Origin of the sequence: Devosia geojensis, from assembly GCF_000969415.1 — a bacterium.
Lineage (GTDB): Bacteria > Pseudomonadota > Alphaproteobacteria > Rhizobiales > Devosiaceae > Devosia > Devosia geojensis.
Genome location: NZ_JZEX01000088.1, coordinates 100,726 through 118,788, shown reverse-complemented (window position 1 = coordinate 118,788; position 18,063 = coordinate 100,726). Strand labels below are relative to the sequence as shown.

At 66.9% G+C, this 18,063-nt stretch carries 12 protein-coding genes; 7 read left to right on the top strand and 5 right to left on the bottom strand.

Annotation, left to right across the window (positions count from 1 at the left end):
* Positions 1 to 213 precede the first annotated feature (213 nt).
* Together VE25_RS09115 and VE25_RS09110 are read left to right on the top strand one after the other, a co-directional pair.
* Entirely contained in the window at positions 214 to 2,187 is a 1,974-nt protein-coding gene (locus tag VE25_RS09115) for a heme lyase CcmF/NrfE family subunit (protein ID WP_046108289.1), read from the top strand.
* Positions 2,184 to 2,681 (top strand): cytochrome c-type biogenesis protein, encoded by a 498-nt coding sequence (locus tag VE25_RS09110; protein ID WP_046108288.1) that lies wholly within the window; start codon positions 2,184 to 2,186, stop codon positions 2,679 to 2,681. Before VE25_RS09115 ends, VE25_RS09110 begins: the two co-directional genes overlap by 4 nt.
* On the opposite strand, the gene VE25_RS09105 is transcribed toward VE25_RS09110, so the two are convergent.
* Positions 2,621 to 3,067 carry a cupin domain-containing protein gene (locus VE25_RS09105; protein ID WP_052731846.1) on the bottom strand — a complete coding sequence of 149 codons (447 nt, stop codon included), beginning with the start codon at positions 3,065 to 3,067 and terminating at the stop codon, positions 2,621 to 2,623. The genes VE25_RS09110 and VE25_RS09105 overlap by 61 nt on opposite strands.
* Positions 3,068 to 3,203: 136 nt before the next feature.
* On the opposite strand from VE25_RS09105, the gene VE25_RS09100 reads away from it, so the two are divergent.
* The 3 genes from VE25_RS09100 to VE25_RS09090 all read left to right on the top strand — a co-directional run bounded on the left by VE25_RS09100 (position 3,204) and on the right by VE25_RS09090 (position 7,051).
* Positions 3,204 to 4,721 (top strand): Do family serine endopeptidase, encoded by a 1,518-nt coding sequence (locus VE25_RS09100; protein WP_046108305.1) that lies wholly within the window; start codon positions 3,204 to 3,206, stop codon positions 4,719 to 4,721.
* Positions 4,722 to 4,776: 55 nt separating this feature from the next.
* Entirely contained in the window at positions 4,777 to 5,448 is a 672-nt protein-coding gene (locus VE25_RS09095; RefSeq protein ID WP_046108287.1) for a response regulator transcription factor, read from the top strand.
* Positions 5,449 to 5,647: 199 nt separating this feature from the next.
* Entirely contained in the window at positions 5,648 to 7,051 is a 1,404-nt protein-coding gene (locus VE25_RS09090) for a sensor histidine kinase (RefSeq protein WP_046108286.1), read from the top strand.
* Positions 7,052 to 7,058: 7 nt separating this feature from the next.
* Here VE25_RS09090 and VE25_RS09085 read toward each other — a convergent pair whose 3' ends face one another.
* Both VE25_RS09085 and VE25_RS09080 read right to left on the bottom strand, forming a co-directional pair.
* Positions 7,059 to 7,346 carry a HigA family addiction module antitoxin gene (locus VE25_RS09085; RefSeq protein WP_046108285.1) on the bottom strand — a complete coding sequence of 96 codons (288 nt, stop codon included), beginning with the start codon at positions 7,344 to 7,346 and terminating at the stop codon, positions 7,059 to 7,061.
* Between the two features lie 10 nt (positions 7,347 to 7,356).
* Positions 7,357 to 7,635, bottom strand: coding sequence for a type II toxin-antitoxin system RelE/ParE family toxin (locus VE25_RS09080; protein WP_046108284.1), 279 nt, complete (start codon positions 7,633 to 7,635; stop codon positions 7,357 to 7,359).
* Between the two features lie 125 nt (positions 7,636 to 7,760).
* On the opposite strand from VE25_RS09080, the gene VE25_RS09075 reads away from it, so the two are divergent.
* Positions 7,761 to 10,640, top strand: a complete 2,880-nt coding sequence (locus VE25_RS09075; RefSeq protein ID WP_052731845.1) for a bifunctional [glutamine synthetase] adenylyltransferase/[glutamine synthetase]-adenylyl-L-tyrosine phosphorylase — start codon at positions 7,761 to 7,763, stop codon at positions 10,638 to 10,640.
* Positions 10,641 to 10,643: 3 nt separating this feature from the next.
* On the opposite strand, the gene VE25_RS09070 is transcribed toward VE25_RS09075, so the two are convergent.
* The gene (locus VE25_RS09070; RefSeq protein ID WP_052731844.1) at positions 10,644 to 12,293 is read right to left on the bottom strand and encodes a sensor histidine kinase; all 1,650 of its coding nucleotides are present in this window, start codon (positions 12,291 to 12,293) and stop codon (positions 10,644 to 10,646) included.
* A gap of 620 nt (positions 12,294 to 12,913) precedes the next feature.
* Positions 12,914 to 15,550, bottom strand: a complete 2,637-nt coding sequence (gene pepN, locus VE25_RS09060; RefSeq protein WP_046108280.1) for an aminopeptidase N — start codon at positions 15,548 to 15,550, stop codon at positions 12,914 to 12,916.
* Positions 15,551 to 15,855: 305 nt separating this feature from the next.
* Here pepN and VE25_RS09055 point away from each other — a divergent pair, with 305 nt between their 5' ends.
* On the top strand, positions 15,856 to 17,718 hold the full coding sequence (locus VE25_RS09055) for an ABC transporter ATP-binding protein (protein ID WP_046108279.1): 1,863 nt from the start codon (positions 15,856 to 15,858) through the stop codon (positions 17,716 to 17,718).
* Positions 17,719 to 18,063: the final 345 nt, after the last annotated feature.

Genomic DNA, 18,063 nt, shown 5'->3' with positions numbered 1-18,063 from the left:
CCCTCAATCCCTCCCCTCAAGGGGGAGGGAAGCGCATCGTGCGGGGGGCAACATGCAGCCACTGCCCGGCGTTACCCCCCTCCCATCCTCCCCCGCAAGGGGGGAGGTGCCGTACTGTGCTTGTGGCGCGATCTCGCCCAACGAACGGAACCACACCTCCCCCCTTGCGGGGGAGGTTGGGAGGGGGGTGTTTCCCCGTGACCGGAGCCCGGCATGGAAATAGAGCTCGGGCATTTCGCCTTCATCCTGGCCTTCGCCATTTCCGTCGTCTCGGCGGTGGGCGGCTATATCTTCTGGCGGAGGGGCGATCGGGTGGCGCTGTTCCTCCAGCAGGGAGCGGTGCTGCAATGCCTGCTGGTCGCGGCGGCGTTCGCCGCGCTGATCCAGGCGTTCGTCGTTTCCGATTTCTCGCTGGCGCTGGCGGTCAACAACTCGCATTCGTTGAAGCCGCTGATCTTCAAGATCTCCGGGGTGTGGGGCAATCACGAGGGCTCGATGGTGCTCTGGGTGCTGATCCTCGTCGCCTTCGGGGCGCTCGTCGCGCTCTTCGGGCGTGGGCTGCCGCGTCCGCTGCTTTCGCTCGTGCTCGCAACGCAAAGCCTGCTGACGGCCGCGTTCGCGGGGTTCACCATCTTCACCTCCAACCCGTTCGAACGCATGATTCCGGCCCCCCTCGAGGGCACGGACCTCAATCCGATCCTGCAGGATGTCGGCCTCGCCATCCATCCGCCGCTCCTCTATGCCGGATATGTCGGGTTTTCCGTCTGCTTCTCGTTCGCCGTCGCCGCGCTGATCTCGGGAAAGATCGACGCGGCCTGGGCGCGCTGGGTGCGGCCGTGGACGATGCTCGCCTGGCTCTTCCTCACTCTCGGCATCGCCATGGGCTCCTACTGGGCCTACTACGAGCTCGGCTGGGGCGGCTGGTGGTTCTGGGACCCGGTCGAGAACGCAAGCTTCATGCCGTGGCTCGCCGGCACCGCGCTTCTCCACTCGGCCATCGTCATGGAAAAGCGCAACGCGCTGAAGATCTGGACGATCTTCCTGTCCATCATCACCTTCTCGTTGTCGCTGCTCGGTACCTTCATGGTGCGCTCGGGCATCCTGACCTCCGTCCACACCTTCGCCAGCGATCCGACGCGCGGGCTCGTCATCCTCTCGATCCTTGCCGTACTCATCGGCGGCGCCTTCGCGCTCTTTGCGCTGCGCGCCTCGGCGCTGCGGGCAGGGGGGCTCTTCTCGCCGGTCAGCCGGGAAGGGGCGCTGATCCTCAACAACCTCTTCCTCGCGACCGCGACCGGCGCGGTGCTGGTCGGCACGCTCTACCCGCTGCTGCTCGACGCGCTGGCCGGCATGACCATCTCCGTCGGCGCGCCGTTCTTCGACCTGACGTTCTCGATCCTGATGGCGCCGCTCCTCGTCGTCCTGCCGTTCGGACCGCTGCTCGCCTGGAAGCGGGCTGACGTGGTCGCGGCCGCCCAGCGGCTGATGGCGGCGGCGGCGCTGGCGATCTTCCTTGCCATCCTCATCTCGGCGCTTGGGGGCGTTTCGATCTCGATGGCCCCGATCGGCCTGCTGCTCGGCTTCTGGGTCGCCTTCGGAGCGCTGGCCGAGCTCGTCGAACGCGGCCGCATCGGACGCCTGCCGCTGCGCGAGCGCTGGCGGCGGCTCGTCGGCCTGCCGCGCTCGGCCTGGTCGACGGCGCTCGGCCATTTCGGGCTCGGCGTCACCGTCCTCGGCATCGTCGCCACCACCGCCTGGGAGAGCGAGCTCGTCACCACCCTCAATCCCGGCGAGACCACGCGGCTCGCCGGCTACACCATCGCCTTCGAGAGCTTCGAGGAGGTGCCCGGACCCAACTACATGGCCGAGCAGGGTGTCTTCCGTGTCTCCGAGGAGAACGGCTCGACCCGCACGTTGACCCCCGAGCGGCGCATCTACGTGGCCAGCGGCACGCCGACCACCGAGGCCGCCATCGAGACCTACGGCTTCTCCCAGCTCTACCTGCAATTGGGCGAGCCGCTGGCGGACACCCATGTCGTGCGCGCCTGGTTCAAGCCCTATGTGACGCTGATCTGGATCGGCACGATCCTGATGGCGCTCGCCGGCGTCGTCTCGCTGACCGACCGGCGCATGCGCGTGGGCGCTCCGGCCCGCAGGCACGCCGCCCAGCCGGAGCCGGCGCAATGAGGGCATTGCGCGTCCTCGCCCTGCTGCTCGCGCTCTGTGCGCCGGCCTTCGCCGTCAATCCCGACGAGATGCTGGCCGATCCCGCCCTCGAGGCGCGGGCGCGGGGCATTTCGGCGGAGCTGCGGTGCCTCGTCTGCCAGAACCAGTCGATCGACGACAGCGACGCGGACCTCGCCCGAGACCTGCGGATCATCGTGCGCGAGCGGCTCACGGCCGGCGACAGCGACGAAGAGGTCATGGACTACGTCGTCGACCGCTACGGCGAGTTCGTGCTGCTGCGGCCGGTCTTTGCCGCGCACACGCTCATCCTCTGGATCGCCGCGCCCCTGATCCTCATTGCCGGGCTGACCTATATCGGGCTTTCCGCCCGCCGCCGGCAGCCGCAGGTTTCCCCCGAGCTGTCACCCGAGGAGCAGGCGGCCCTCGATGAGCTTCAGTCGGGATATGTCCAGGACGCCGGATCGAAGTCCTCGGGCAGGAACGAGACGCCGTAGCGCGCGGCGACAACGTATCGTTCCTCCTCGTTGGTGGCGGCGTGGAACTCGTCGAGGAACGTTTCCAGCATCGCCGGCACCGTCATCAGCAGCACGCGCGCCTCTGCCGACAGCACGTCCCACGCGTGCGGCTCGCCGCGCGGCAGGAAGACGAAGCCGTCCGTGTCGAGGTCGGTGACGCGCGTGCCGTGCCAGACGCGGATACGTCCGGAAACGACGTAGAAGAACTCGTCCTCGCGGGTGTGGACATGCCAGGGCGCGCCGCCGGTCGTATCCGAGCGGATGAGCGTCATCGCCCCGCCCGTCGCCATCGCGGACGCCTTCACGGCCTCCCCGTATCCGGCCGTTTTCTCGCCCGGCCGCAAGGCATATGAGCGCTCCGCCACAGTCGTTCTCCTCCCTGCCGCAGTCTCGCCGTCAGGCTTACGAATTTGTAATGTGAGCGCAACCTCCCAGAAAGGCGCAAGGTTTCATATGTGTCCCTCGAAAGCTGTAGAGGGCTATCCCAAGGAGAACATGTCCATGCGCTCGACCATCCTCTCACGCACCCGGCGCTGGCTCGGCGCGTCGGCGCTGGCGCTGCTCGTCGGCGTAGGCGGCGTTTCGACCGCCTTCGTGCTGAACAGCCAAACCGCGACCGCCCAGATCCAGAACGCCGCACAGGTCGTCGTGCCCCAGACGACGCCGAACGGCGGCTTTGCCGACCTCGTCGAGGCGGTCAAGCCCGCTGTGGTGTCCATCCGCGTCGAAGGCGAGGCCCAGGGCGGCGGCAGCTTCGGCGGCGGCGGCCAGGAGTTCCGCTTCAACTTCCCGGATCTGCCCGAGGGGCACCCCTTCCGTGATTTCTTCGACCAGTTCGAGTTCGGCCCGCGCGGGGATTCGCCGCGTCCGCCGCGCCGCTTCATGGCCGCCGGCTCGGGCTTCATCATCTCCGAGGACGGCTACATCGTCACCAACAACCACGTCGTCCAGGACGCCCAGACCGTGACCGTCGTCTTCGATGACGGCACCGAGGAGGAAGCGCAGGTCGTCGGCACCGACGAGCGCACCGACATCGCCGTGATCAAGGTCGAGGGCGACGATCTGCCGTTCGTGACCTTCGAAGCCGAGGCAAGCCGTGTCGGCGACTGGGTGGTTGCCGTCGGCAATCCGTTCGGCCTCGGCGGCTCGGTGACCGCCGGCATCATCTCGGCCTCGGGCCGCGACATCGGCGGCTCGAACTACGGCGATTTCCTGCAAATCGATGCGGCGGTCAACACCGGCAACTCCGGTGGCCCGGCCTTCAACCTCGAGGGTGAAGTGGTGGGCGTCAACACCGCCATCTACTCGCCCAACGGCGGCAATGTCGGCATCGCCTTCGCGATTCCCGCCTCGACGGTCAAGCAGATCGCCACGCAGCTCATCGAGAACGGCTCGGTGACCCGCGGCTATCTCGGCGTCTCCATCCAGGACGTCACCCGCGACATCGCCAACAGCGTCGGCCTCGACCAGCCGCGCGGCGCGATCGTGCGCGAGCCGGCCGAGGACGGCCCCGCCGGTGACGCCGGCATCCGTTCGGGCGACATCGTCCTGCGTGTCGATGGCGAACAGATCGACGATGCGCTCGATCTCTCGCGCACCATCGCCAACAAGGCTCCCGGCAGCGAGGTCGAGCTGACCATCTGGCGTGACGGCGCCGAGACCACGATCAACGTGACGCTCGATACGCTCAATGAGGAAGTGGCTCAGGCCCAGCCCGAGCAGCCGACCCCGCCCGCCGAGGTTGCGCCTGCCGAGTCGAGCATCGGGCTGACCCTGGTGCCCGACGCCGAGGGCGGCGGGCTCCTCATCCAGGCCATCAATCCGGAAAGCCCGGTCGCCGACAGGGGCCTGGCCGTCGGCGACGCCATCCTCGAAGTCGACAACAAGCCGGTGACCACCGTCGCCGAGTTCGAGGCCGCGATCACCGGCGTGCGCGACAAGGGCCTCAACACCGCCCTCGTCAAGGCGAGCCGCGGCGGGGAAGCCCGCTTCATCGGCCTGCCGCTCGGCGAGCAGTAAGCTGCAGGGCCCCGGCGCTTGCCGCCGGGGCCCGCTTTCCGCCAAGGGGCGCGCGATGAAGATCCTGCTGATCGAAGACGACCGGGAGGCCGCGAGCTATCTGATCCAGGCGCTCGACGAGGCCGGCCACATCACTCACCACGCGACGGACGGCGAGACGGGCTATGCCATGGCCTCGGGCATGGACTACGACATCCTGATCGTCGATCGCATGCTGCCGCGCCGCGACGGACTCTCGATCGTCGAATCCCTGCGCGCCGAGGGCGACAAGACGCCCGTCCTCATCCTGTCCGCGCTGGGCGAAGTCGACGACCGCGTCACGGGCCTGCGCGCCGGCGGTGACGATTACCTGACCAAGCCCTACGCCTTCACGGAGCTTCTCGCCCGCATCGAGGTGCTGGCGCGCCGTTCCAGCCCTTCGGAAGCGGCGACGACCTACGAGGTCGGCGGGCTGGTGCTCGACCGGCTCTCGCGCAAGGTCGAGCGCGACGGCGAGCCGATCCTGCTGCAGCCGCGCGAGTTCCGCCTGCTCGAATACTTGATGAAGAACGCCGGCAAGGTGGTGACCCGCACCATGCTGCTCGAGAACGTGTGGGACTATCACTTCGACCCGCAGACCAACGTCATCGACGTGCACATGTCGCGCCTGCGCGCCAAGATCGACAAGGGGCACGCCAGCCCCCTGCTGCAGACCGTGCGCGGCGCGGGCTACATGATCCGGGATTAGGGGGCTGGATACCGTGTCTGCCTCGGTACTGCCTTACCCACCGGGTCATCCCCGCGAAAGCGGGGACCTCCGTTTCCCGGCCAGTCCAGCTGAAACAGGGGTTCCCGCTTTCGCGGGAATGACCCGGTGGGTGGAGGTCTTCGGACCGAACTCGGATTCGAGTGGACACAATATCACGACGAATTCAATGAGCTGACCCTTGCGCTCCCTCCCGCAAATCCTGCGCACCACCACGGTCAGGCTGACGGCGACGTTCATCCTGATCTTCGTGGTGTTCTCGGTGGCGCTGCTGACGCTCATCGCCTGGCAGTCGAGCTACCAGATCCAGCAGCAGCAGACCGCCGACATCGACCGCGAGGTGCGCCAGCTCGAGCGCATCGACCGGCGGCAGGGCATCCGCGCCATCGCCTTCGCCGTACAGCGTCTATCGAGCCAGCCGGGGCCGGGCATCTATTTCCTCGGCGACCCGTCCGGCGTCTACCTTCTCGGCAACATCGCGAGCGTTCCGGCCGAGATCATCCTCGAACCCGGTGTCTACAGCTTCGACTACGAGCGCTTCCGCCCGTTCGACGTGACCGAGGAAGGCGAGGCAAAGCTGCGCCGCGGCTACGCGGTGGTGCGCTCCGTGCAATTGCCGAGCGGCATGCGGCTCGTCGTCGGGCGCGACGTCGTCGAGCGGCAGGGTTTTACCGCCATCATCATCCAGGCGTTCCTTGCCGGGGTCATCGGCATCCTCCTCTTCTCGCTGGTGGCCGGCGGCATCACGGCGCGCCGGGTGCTGCGCCGGATCGATGCGATCAGCGCCACCTCCTCCAAGATCATGTCGGGGAACCTTTCCGAGCGCGTGCCGGTCACGCGCCGCAACGACGAGTTCGATGGCCTTGCGACCAACCTCAACGCCATGCTTGAGCGCATCGAGCTGCTGATGCAGGGGTTGAAGGAAGTCACCGACAACGTCGCCCATGACCTCAAGACGCCGCTGACGCGCCTGCGCAACCAGGCGGAATCGGCGCTGCGCGCCGGCGCCGGCGACGAGGACCGGCGCAAGGCCCTGGAGACGACGATCGCCGAGAGCGACAAGCTCATCCAGACCTTCAACGCCCTCCTGATGATCGCCCGCGCCGAGGCCGGCGCCCCCTCCGGTACCCTGGCCGACGTCGACATCAGCGCCGTCGTCGCCGATGTCGCCGAGCTCTACATGCCCGTCGCTGAGGACGCCGGCATCGAGCTGGCGACGGAAGTGACGGAGGACGTCCACCTGCGCGCCAACCGCGAGCTCATCGGCCAGGCGATCGTCAACCTCATCGAGAACGCCATCAAGTATTACGAACCGGCGGAGGGCAAGGCTGCACGCATCGTCGTCGGCGTGCGGCGCGAGGACGAGCGCGTGCTGATCGAGGTGGCCGACAACGGCCCCGGCATCCCGCCCGAGGACCGCACGCGCGTGCTCGAACGGTTCGTGCGGCTGGAAAAGAGCCGCACCGAACCCGGCTCGGGCCTCGGCCTCTCCCTCGTCGATGCCGTCGCCCACCTCCACAAGGGCACTTTCCGCATCGAGGACAATGACCCGGGCGTGCGCGCGGTGATCGATCTGCCGGGTTGAGTGAGCGTCAGGCGGCGTCCGCTGGCTGCACTTCTGCCGCAATGCGCTGCCCGAATTGCTTTTCGGTCATGTAAAGGTCGTACTGCGTCTGAAGGTTCAGCCAGAACTGGCCGTCATTGCCGAAGAACCGTGCCAGCCGCAGCGCCGTATCCGGCGTGATAGCGCGTTTGCCGTTGATGATCTCGGTGATGCGCCCGGAAGGCACCCGCAGCGCCAGCGCCAACTGGTTGGCCGACAGGCTGCGCGCCTCCAATTCGTCCTTCAGCGTCTCGCCGGGATGGCTTGCGATGATCATCCTCAACCTCCTAGTGGTAGTCCACGATCTCGACGTCGAAGGCATGCCCGCCCTCGAAGCGAAAGACCAGCCGCCACGGCCCGTTGATCGTAATGGCCCAGTGGCCCTTTCTGCCGCCGGAGAGCTTGTGCAGACCTAGCGACTTCAATGGGCTGATCTGATCGAGCGACGAAATTGCGTTGAGATCGGAAATGCGCCGCTGTGCTCTGGCTGTATCGAGACCTGAAAACCGGCTCTTGCCGGTTTCCGCAAACTGCCGGGTCGCACCGTTGGCCCATGACTTGATCACCCATGGAGTGTACTACGCCTGACGTACGACGACAAGCGTGTAGCGGTAGCCAACCCGCAGGCCTCGCTTTCACCCTTTCGGTGTGCTTGGTAAGACCCCAAGAGCCCGCATACGAAAGGGACGTCATGCACCTCGCGCCTCTTCCCGCCATTCCGCACGCCGCCTTTGATGCCTGGCGTGATTCGCTGCCGTCGGAAGTGCAGGGACCCGTGGACGAGGCGGCCCCGACGCTCGGGCCGCTGCTTGAGAGCGCCCCATATCTGATGAGCCTCGCCCAGGCCCATGCGGAGTGGCTGACCCAGATGCTGACGGGCGACCCGGACGAGGCCATGGCCGGAATCCTTGCCGACGTGCGTTCGGCAGGCACCGAAGACCTGGACGAGACCCGGCTCGGCGTGCGCCTGCGCATCGGCAAGGGGCGGACGGCTCTGCTCGCCGCTGTCGCCGAAACCGGCGGCGCCTGGACCACGGCGCGGGCGACCGAGGTGCTGGCGGACCTCGCCGACGCCGCCCTTCATTCCGCCCTCGACTTGCTGATGCGCCGCGCCCATGAGCGGGGGCTGCTCGCCGTTCCGCTCGAAGAGGCGACGGCCGCCAATTCGGGCCTCGCGCTCTTTGCGCTGGGCAAGCATGGCGGGCGCGAGCTGAACTATTCCTCCGATATCGACATCGTCGCCTTCTACGACCCCGGCAAGGGCGTGCTCGCCGACCCTGGCGAAGCCGGCAAGACCTATTCGCGCATGGTCCAGAAGCTCGTGGCGCTGATGGAGGAGCGGCGCGAATACGGCTACGTCTTCCGCACGGACCTGCGCCTGCGGCCCGATCCGGGCTCGACGCCCGTCGCCATCTCGTTCGACGCGGCGCTGACCTATTACGAGGGCCGGGGGCAGAACTGGGAGCGCGCCGCCTGGATCAAGGCGCGGCCCTGCGCGGGCGACATCGCGGCGGGCGAGGGATTCCTCAAGGAGCTCGCCCCCTATGTCTGGCGCAAGCACCTCGACTTCGCCACCATCGCCGATATCCAGGCGATGAAGCGCCAGATCAACGTGAGCAAGAAGGTCGGCGACATCCGCGTCGAGGGCCATAACGTCAAGCTCGGGCGCGGCGGCATCCGCGAGATCGAGTTCTTTGCCCAGACCCAGCAGCTGATCGCCGGCGGGCGCGACGCGAGCCTTCGCGTCCGTCCCACCGCAGAGGCGCTCGATGCGCTCGCCCGCACCAGTTGGATCGGCTTCAAGACCGCTTCGGACCTCAAGGAGACATACTGGTTCCTGCGCGCCGTCGAGAACCGCCTGCAGATGCTCCGGGACGAACAGACCCATGTCATGCCCGAGACGCCCGAAGGCGTCGCCGTCGTCGCCCGGCTCATGGGTTTTGCGGACAAGGCCGAATTCGAAGCCGCCTATCGGACCGCGCTCGAGCAGGTCTCCGGCTATTATTCCGAGCTCTTCACCGAGGGCGACAGCCTCGGCGTCGAAAGCGGCAATCTCGTCTTCACCGGCAGCGACGACGATCCGGGCACCCTCGAAACGCTGACGCGTCTTGGTTTTGCCGACCCCTCCAAGGCCTCGGCGACCGTGCGCAAATGGCACTATGGCGGCTACGCCGCGACCCGCACGGCCGCCGCCCGCGCGCATCTCACCGAGCTCATCCCCGCACTCCTCACCACCTTCGGCTCGTCCGGCAATGCCGATGAGGCGATGAGGAAGTTCGACGATTTCCTCTCGCGCCTGCCCGGTGGTGTACAGTTCTTCGCGCTGCTGCGCAGCCACCCGCAGCTGATGACGCTCCTCGTCCAGTTCATGGCCTCCGCCCCGCGCATGGCCGAGGCGGTCATCCGCCGCGCCCATGTGATGGACGGGCTGATCGACCCGGCCTTCGCCGACGACGTCACCCGCCGCGAGGTGCTGATCCAGAAGGTCGACGCGTTCCTCAAGGAAGGCCGTACCTATGAGGAGGTGATCGACCGCGCCCGCATCATCGGTCAGGAGCAGCGCTTCATGATCTGCGCGGGGCTTCTCTCCGGAACCATCGGCGCGCGCGCGGCCGGCGAGCAGTTCACGGCGCTGGCCGAGACGCTGGTGCATCGGCTGTTCGATGCGGTGCTGCGCGAGTTCGAGGCGCGCTATGGCGTCATCGCCGGGGCGCGGGCAGGGCTCCTCGGCTTCGGCAAGATGGCGAGCCGCGAGATGACGGCGACCTCCGACCTCGACTTCATCCTGCTCTACGATGCCCCGCTCGATGTCGAATCCGACGGCGAGCGGCCGCTGCCGACCAGCCAGTACTTCACCCGCCTCACGCAACGGCTCGTCGCCGCCATCACCGCGCCGACGGCAGAGGGCGTGCTCTACGAAGCCGACATGCGCCTGCGCCCCTCGGGTAACGCCGGGCCGCTCGCCACCAGCCTTTCCGGGTTCCTCGCCTACCACCGCGAGAACGCCTGGACCTGGGAACACCTGGCGCTGAGCCGCGCCCGCGTCGTCCTCGCGCCGGAAGACCTGACACGCGATATCGATACCGCCATCGCTGAGACGTTCGCCCGCCCACGCGATGCGGTGAAGACCATCGACGACGTCGTCTCCATGCGCGCCCTGATGGCGCGGGAGAGAAAGCCCAAGCACGATTTCGATCTGAAGCTCGTCGATGGCGGGCTCGTCGATCTCGAGTTCATCGCCCAATCCGCCCAGCTCGTCGCCGGCGCTGCCATCGCGCGCCCGCAGGCGCCCGTCGCCGAGGTGCTGATGCGGCTGGAGGAGACCGGCCTCGTGCCCGAGGGCGGCCGGTTGGCGCAGATCCACGCGACCTATTCCATCATCCTGCAGGTGATGAGTGCGGCGCTGCCCAACCCACGTTCGACCGAGCCCTGGGGCCAAGCCTTCAAGGAGCTCATCGCCCAGCTCACCAACTACCCCGATTTCACCCGGCTGGAAGTCGACCTCAAGGATATGCAGGCGGAAGTCTCCGCCGCTGCCGCGCGCTGGTACGAGAAGGCGAAGGGGCTCTGACGGTCAGGCTGCCGCCTGCGTCGCCGGCAGCGCCGCTTCGCCCGTCCGCAGCGGCAGCGAGAAGGCGACGGTTGTGCCGAGCGCCGGGCTCGAATCGATGGCCATGCGTCCGCCGCTGAGCTCGGCGATGGCGCGCGCGATGGGGATGCCGAGGCCGAGCCCCCCGTTCTCGCGGGTGAAGCTCGCGTCTCCGAGCGCGAACGGATGCGCCAGGCTCTCCAGCCGCTCGGCGCTCATGCCGAGGCCGGTGTCGGAGACTTCGAGCACGACGCCGTCGGTCGCAGCGAACGCTGCGAGCGTGATGCGCCCGCCAGCCGGAGTGAAGCGGATGGCGTTCTCGACGATATTGGAGAGCATGCGGGTGAGGCTGAACCGATCGCCGGTCAGCACCGAGCCGCACCCCTCGCCGAGCTCGAAGCGCACGCCCGCGCGCACCGCCTGCGGCTTGAAGCGGGTGGCGACGGAGGCGATGAGGTCGTCGATCGCCACGGGCTCGGTCTTCAGCACCTTCTGCCCGCTCTCCAGCTCAGCCAGGTCGAGGATGGTGGCGAAGGAATCGAGCAGCAGCTCGCCCGAGGACTTGATGTTCTGCACATATTCCAGGTACCGCGCGTCCCCCAGCGGCCCGTAGGTCTGGTGCCGGATCAGCTCGGCAAAGCCGATGATGTGGTTCAAGGGCGTGCGGATGTCGTGGCTGAGGTGCGCGAGGAAATTGGTCTTGGAGCGGCTCGCCGCCTCGGCCTTGAGCTTTTCCTCGTGGTAGCGGCGGGCGAGCAGGCGCTGCTCTTCGCGGATGTTGGTGAGCAGCGCATCGGTGCGCTTGCGCTCGGTGACGTCCGAGACGAGGGTGACGAACCCTTCCCTGCCGAACGGCCGCTCATCGATGAGGAGGCAGCTGCCGTCGCCCCGGTGCAGCTCCAGCACCCGGTTGGCCTCGCCATCAGCCACCATCTTCATATAGCCGGCGCCGATCAGGCGCTTGACCGCCTCGCCATAGACGATCGCCTCGTCCGCCCCGCTGCCGATGCTGGCGCGGTAGCGCTCATTGCAGGCGATGAGGGTGCCGTTGCGGCTCCAGCAGGCAACGCCGTAGGGGATGGCCGCGACGAGGTTGTCCAGATTATTGACGGGCGCCGGCGCGGGCGGAGCCACCTCGCGGCGGCGCAGCGCCAGCACGCCGATGATGATCGCCACGAGATAGGCGCCGGCGCCGCGCGGCAGCACGCCCGAGAGCGCGGCCGCAACGTCGTGCCGCAGCTCGACGATGCCGATCTCCGGCACCTGGAAACGGTAGGCGACGAGTGGAGGGGTATCAGCAAGGTCGGTCTCCACCACTCGCGCCGCGACGGCCGGCGAATAGGCCTTCGGTAACTGCGCCATCGCCTCGGCGTCGAGCCCCGGCGTTTCCATCAGGTCGGCGACCACCGCCCGGCCGATGAGCCGTAGCTGCCCGCGCGCATCCTCCAGGGTGCGGGCGGTGTCGAAGATGACGAAGAGGGTGGCGGCAAGGAAGGCGGTGAGCGCGACGGCGACCGAGACGGGCGAGATAGGATTGAGGAAGGCCGGGGCGGCCCCGGCAGTCTTTGCTTTGCTCGTCTGTTGGCCAGAGCCGAATCCTTCGGCCCCGGCGTCGGAAACATCCGACGACCGCATCAAACTCTCCATCTTCTGAATCGGATTGCCCCGCCCGATTTGCCCTGGTCGAGACAATGAATCAGCCCATGAATCGTGTCCAGACCCTCGCCGGCGCTCCCTACGGGGTGATCGCGAATTCGCGAGTCGCCAGAATCACTTAGGCGAGAAGAAAAATTCTTCTAATGTTAAGAGCATTTTAACCATGTCGGTCGGGGTGGTCCGCTCACCTCACTCCCGCCGTGGCCGGAGCCGGACACGAGTGGTTTGGGCACCAAACATCCCCACCCCACCGGCTGTCATCCCGGCGAAGGCCGGGATTCCGCCCTGAACGCATCAGCAGGCTTGGGAGGAGCGGCTATGCACTCCTGCCCCATTCATACACCTTGCGGCTGGGGCCGTATCTCAGGATGGGCCCCGGCCTTCGCCGGGGTGACATCAGGGGTGGTGGCGTGGTGGCGCACGACCGCCGGCCAGCGTGTGTACTGGATCCCGGCTTTCGCCGGGATGACAGCAGGTGGAGGTGAAGATTTCAGTGCTGATCGACGGGGCGCAACGCGCCGTGCGGGTGGCCTGCACCTCCTTCCCCACAAGGGGGAGGAAGGGGCAGGCCGCACCTCGGTGCCTATGGGGCACAACCCTTATTCCCCCAGCATCCGCGTCAGGATGTCCGATGTATTGCGGCTCAGCCCCTCGCTCTCCTTGAGTGCCGTCAGCGCCTCGCGTGCCGCCTCCCGCCGGGTCGCCTCCAGCATCGGCCAGACGCGGAAGCCCGTCAGCACGCGGGCGGCGACCTGCGGGTTGCGAGTGTCGACGTCGGCGACGAACTGGGTGACGAACCGGAAGCCCGCCCCGTCGGCCCTGGTGAACTGCACCGGATTGTTCATGGCGAAGCTGCCGACCAGCGAGCGCAGCCGATTGGGGTTGTTCTTGGGGAATGTCGGATCGGCGAGGATCGCCTGGACGCGCTCCAGCACGCCTTCGTCCTCGGCGCGGGCGCTGACCGCCAGCCATTTGTCGAACACCAGCGGGTCGCCGGCAAAGCGCGTGCGGAAGTCTGCGAGGAGCGGAGCGGCGTCCGCCGTCCAGGCAACGCCGATGGCGGCGAGCGCGGCGAACCGGTCGGTCATGTTGGTCGCGTTGCGGTATTGCTCGGCTGCGAGCGCCGGACCCTCAGGATCGGCGGTGACCAGCAGCGCCATCAGGCGGTTGCGAAGCGCCCGCCGGCCGGCCTGCACTGCATCCGGCTGGTAGGGCGCATCGCTGCCGAGTGCCACATAGGCCCCGCGCATCTTGCCCGCCAGCGGCCGGAACACCGCGCGGATAAGGGCCACCCGGGCCCTGTGGATGGCCTCCGGGTCGATGTCCTTGCCGATCGCGCGCCCGATGAGCTGCTCGTCCGGCAGGGTGAGGGCCAGCGCCTTGAACGCGTCGTCGAGCGAACCGCTCGCGAGCGTATCGTCCATCGCCGCCGAAAGCGCGCCGATGGCGCCTTCGTCGGTCTGCTTGCCCGCCACCATGTCCTTGACCAGCGCCAGCCCCACGTCCTGCAGCGCCTGCCAGCGGTTGAAGGGATCGCTGTCGTGCCGGGCGAGGAACAGACGGTCCTCCTGCGTGAGGTCGGTCTCGAGGTTCACCGGCGCGGAGAATTCGCGGAAGAAGGAGGGGACGGGCCTGCTGGCGACGCCCGAGAAGGTGATCTCGGCGCTCTTGCCGCGCAGCACGATCATGTCGTCGCTCACTTCCCCGCCGGTCACCCCACTCCAGCCCATCGGGCTGCCATTGGGGCCGATGAGCCCGAATTTGATCGGCAGGACGACATCGCTCTTTTCCGGCTCGCCGGGTGTCGGCGCCGTCTCCTGGGAGATCGAGAGCGTGTAGGTCTGGCTCGCGGCGTCGTAGCTGTCGCTGACCGTCACCTTCGGCGTGCCCGCCTGCAGGTACCAGGTCTTGAACTGCGTAAGATCCACCTCGTTGGCGTCCTCGAACACCTTGAGGAACGCCTCGATGGTCGTCGCTTCCCCGTCGTGCCGCTCGAAATAGAGGTCCATGCCCTTGCGGAAGCCGTCTTGGCCGAGGAGCGTGGCGAGCATGCGCACGACTTCCGCGCCCTTCTCGTAGACGGTCGGGGTATAGAAGTTGTTGATCTCGCGGTAGTGGTCCGGCCGCGGCGGATGGGCGAGGGGGCCGCCGTCTTCCGGGAACTGAGTGGCGCGCAGCGTCACCACGTCCGATATGCGCTTGACGGCGCGGCTGCGCTCGTCGCTGGTGAATTCCTGGTCGCGGTAGACCGTCAGCCCCTCCTTGAGGCAGAGCTGGAACCAGTCGCGGCAGGTAATGCGGTTGCCGGTCCAGTTGTGGAAGTATTCGTGCGCGATGACCCGCTCGATCGACTCGTAGTCGGCGTCGGTCGCCGTCTCGGGCCTGGCGAACACCAGCCGATCGTTGAAGATGTTGAGCCCCTTGTTCTCCATCGCGCCGAAATTGAAGTCGGAGACGGCGACGATGTTGAAGACGTCGAGGTCGTACTCGCGCCCGAACCGCTTCTCGTCCCAGGCCATGGAGCGCTTGAGGCTGTCCATGGCCCACAGGCACTGCTCCTCCTTGCCGTGCGCGCAATAGATGGCAAGGTCGACCTTGCGGCCGGAACCCGTCGTATAGGTGTCGGTGATCGAGCCGAGGTCGCCCGCGACCAGCGCGAAGAGATAGGCGGGCTTGGGGAACGGGTCCTCCCACACGGCGAAATGCTGCCCGTTGCCAAGACTCCCGCGCGAGACGAGGTTGCCGTTGGCCAGCAGCACCGGCGCCAGCGCCTCATCGGCGGTCATGCGCACCTTGAAGGTCGCAAGGATATCCGGCCGGTCGAGGTAGTAGGTGATGCGGCGGAAGCCTTCCGGCTCGCACTGCGTGCACCAGACGCCGCTGGAGCGGTAGAGTCCCATCAGCCGCGTATTGGTTTCAGGCGTGATCGCGACCAGCGTTTCGAGGACGAACCGCCTCTGCGGCGGGTTGACGACGGTCAGCCCGTTGGCGTCCGCCGCATAGGCCGAGAGCACCAGGGGCGCTCCGTCGATGGCGATCTCCTCAAGCTTCAGCTCTTCGCCGTCGAGCACCAGCGGCGTGCCGGCCGCCGTTCCCTCGCGCGGCTCGATGGTCAATTGCGCGCGCACCTTCGTCGTATCCGGGGCGATCCCAAAGTCGAGGTCGACGCTGACGATGGTATAGGGCGTCGGCGCATAGTCCTTGAGATAGATCGTGTGCTCGGTTTCGGTGCGCATGCGGGGCTTCCGTAAAGCGGGATTTTTGTGATGGGTCAGACGATAGCCGACTCGACCCGTTCCATGTATTCTACGCGGCTCGCAACCGCCAACCTAATCATTGCGTCAATTGGGACGGGATTGGGGAGGAGACCGGCGGTCCGCGGCGCGCGGCCCTCGATGCACAACATCTTCCTGTCGCATCGGGCGCGTAATCCAACGATAACCCGAGGAGCCCGTTCGCTCCCGGTCGCCCCCTTGACCTCAAGCAGACTTGAGGTTGTAGCGGTGTCGCCCTGAGCGAACGGCATCAAAGGACAAGAACAATGCTTAGGGCCCTATTCAACTGGTTCGAAACGCGCCTCGAGCCCTATCCGCCCGCCGAACCGGCCGAGCCCCCCAAGGGGCTGATCGCCTTCTGCCTGCACTATAGCCACGGCGCCAAGAAGTGGCTGGCGCTGATGGCTGTCACCTCGGCGCTGATCGCGGCCGGCGAGATCATGCTCTACGGCTTCGTCGCCGATATCGTTGACTGGCTCGTCAACGCGGACCGCGCGACCTTCCTTGCCGAGGAAGGCGGGCGGCTCATGCTCATGGGCGCGTTCATCCTCGTGGTGATGCCGCTGCTCATCCTCACCTCGACGCTGACCATGCACCAGACGCTGCTAGGCAATTTCCCGCAGCGCATCCGCTGGATGACGCACCGCTACATCATCCGCCAGTCGATGAGCTACTTCCAGGACGAGTTCGCCGGCCGCATCGGCGCCAAGCTGATGCAGACCTCGCTTGCCGTGCGCGAGGTGGCGATGAAGGTGCTCGACATCCTCGTCTATGTGTCGGTGTACTTCACCGGCGCGGTGATCCTCGTCGGCTCGGCCGACCCGATGCTGGCTCTGCCGTTCCTCGTCTGGCTCGCCGCCTATGTCGGCATGATGTTCTATTTCATCCCGCGGCTCGCCAAGATCGCCGAACAGCAGGCGGACGCCCGTTCGCTGATGACCGGGCGCGTCGTCGACAGCTACACCAACATTGCGACCGTCAAGCTCTTCTCGCATTCCAACCGCGAGGAAGGTTACGCCCGCGAGGCGATGGACGAGTTCCTCGGCACCGTCCACCGGCAGATGCGGCTCTTTACCGTGCTGCAGGTGTCGATCCTCTTTTCCAACTACGCGCTCCTCGCCTCGGTCGCCGCGCTCGGCATCTGGGCCTGGCTCGGCGGCAGCCTGACGCCGGGCGCGCTCGGCATCGCGCTCGCCCTCGTCATGCGCTTCCAGGGCATGAGCCAGTGGGTGATGTGGGAGATGTCGGCGCTGTTCGAGAACATCGGCACGGTGCGCGACGGCATCTCGTCGATCTCGATGCCACGCATAGTCACCGACAAGCCTAGCGCCAAGCCGATCGGCAAGGTCGAGGGCGACATCCGTTTCGAGAATGTCTCCTTCCACTACGGCAAGAAGGGCGGCGTCATCGACGCACTCAACCTCCACATCCGGCCGGGCGAGAAGATCGGCCTCGTGGGGCGGTCAGGCGCGGGCAAGTCCACGATCGTGAACCTGCTCCTGCGCTTCTACGACCGGCAGGACGGGCGCATCCTCATCGACGGCAAGGATATCGCCGAGGTGACGCAGGATTCGCTGCGCGAGAACATCGGCGTCGTCACGCAGGATACCTCCCTGCTGCACCGGTCCGTCCGCGAGAACATCCTTTATGGCCGTCCCGATGCCAGCGAGGAAGAGATGCGGCAGGCCGCAAAGCTCGCCGAGGCGGAGGACTTCATCCTCAATCTCACCGATCCCAAGGGCCGCAAGGGGTACGACGCGCACGTGGGCGAACGGGGCGTCAAGCTCTCGGGCGGGCAGCGCCAGCGCATCGCCATCGCCCGCGTGCTCTTGAAGAACGCGCCGATCCTCGTGCTCGACGAAGCGACCTCCGCCCTCGACAGCGAGGTGGAAGCGGCCATCCAGAGCCAGCTCCAGCGCCTGATGCAGGGCAAGACGGTGATCGCCATCGCCCACCGCCTGTCGACCATTGCGGCGATGGACCGGTTGGTCATCATCGACGAAGGCGAGATCGTGGAAGAGGGCACGCATTCCGAGCTCCTCGAGCTCGGCGGCACCTATGCCCGCCTCTGGCACCGCCAGTCCGGCGGCTTCATCGACGTCGAGCAGGCCGAAGAAGCGGCGGAGTAGGGGCGGGCACGACTACCCCTCTCCCCTTGTGGGAGAGGGACAGATTTTCCGCGTCCAGCGGAAAATCAGGGTGAGGGGTCCGCGATGCCGCCGAGTGTACCGGCGCTGGTTGTTGCACCACCCCTCATCCGCCCTTCGGGCACCTTCTCCCACAAGGGGAGAAGGGAGGGTGCCAACCTTCCGCTATGTGAGCCGGAAGGTGTACCTCCAGCGCAACGTCCTGCAGCCATCATCCGCAAATGGCCGCAGGACCGGCCATTGCCTCTTGCAGGCCGCCGCGGCCAGGGGTAGCGATTCACCCCTCAATCGCAACTGCAACGATTCAAACCCATCATCAAGGAGACT

Bases quoted from the DNA above. Each gene is read 5' to 3' on its own strand.
- VE25_RS09100 (WP_046108305.1), top strand. From the start codon at position 3,204: ATGCGCTCGACCATCCTCTCACGCACCCGGCGCTGGCTCGGCGCGTCG.
- pepN (WP_046108280.1), bottom strand. From the start codon at position 15,550: ATGCGCACCGAAACCGAGCACACGATCTATCTCAAGGACTATGCGCCG.
- VE25_RS09075 (WP_052731845.1), top strand. From the start codon at position 7,761: ATGCACCTCGCGCCTCTTCCCGCCATTCCGCACGCCGCCTTTGATGCC.
- VE25_RS09055 (WP_046108279.1), top strand. From the start codon at position 15,856: ATGCTTAGGGCCCTATTCAACTGGTTCGAAACGCGCCTCGAGCCCTAT.
- VE25_RS09115 (WP_046108289.1), top strand. From the start codon at position 214: ATGGAAATAGAGCTCGGGCATTTCGCCTTCATCCTGGCCTTCGCCATT.
- VE25_RS09095 (WP_046108287.1), top strand. From the start codon at position 4,777: ATGAAGATCCTGCTGATCGAAGACGACCGGGAGGCCGCGAGCTATCTG.
- VE25_RS09085 (WP_046108285.1), bottom strand. From the start codon at position 7,346: ATGATCATCGCAAGCCATCCCGGCGAGACGCTGAAGGACGAATTGGAG.
- VE25_RS09110 (WP_046108288.1), top strand. From the start codon at position 2,184: ATGAGGGCATTGCGCGTCCTCGCCCTGCTGCTCGCGCTCTGTGCGCCG.
- VE25_RS09070 (WP_052731844.1), bottom strand. From the start codon at position 12,293: ATGCGGTCGTCGGATGTTTCCGACGCCGGGGCCGAAGGATTCGGCTCT.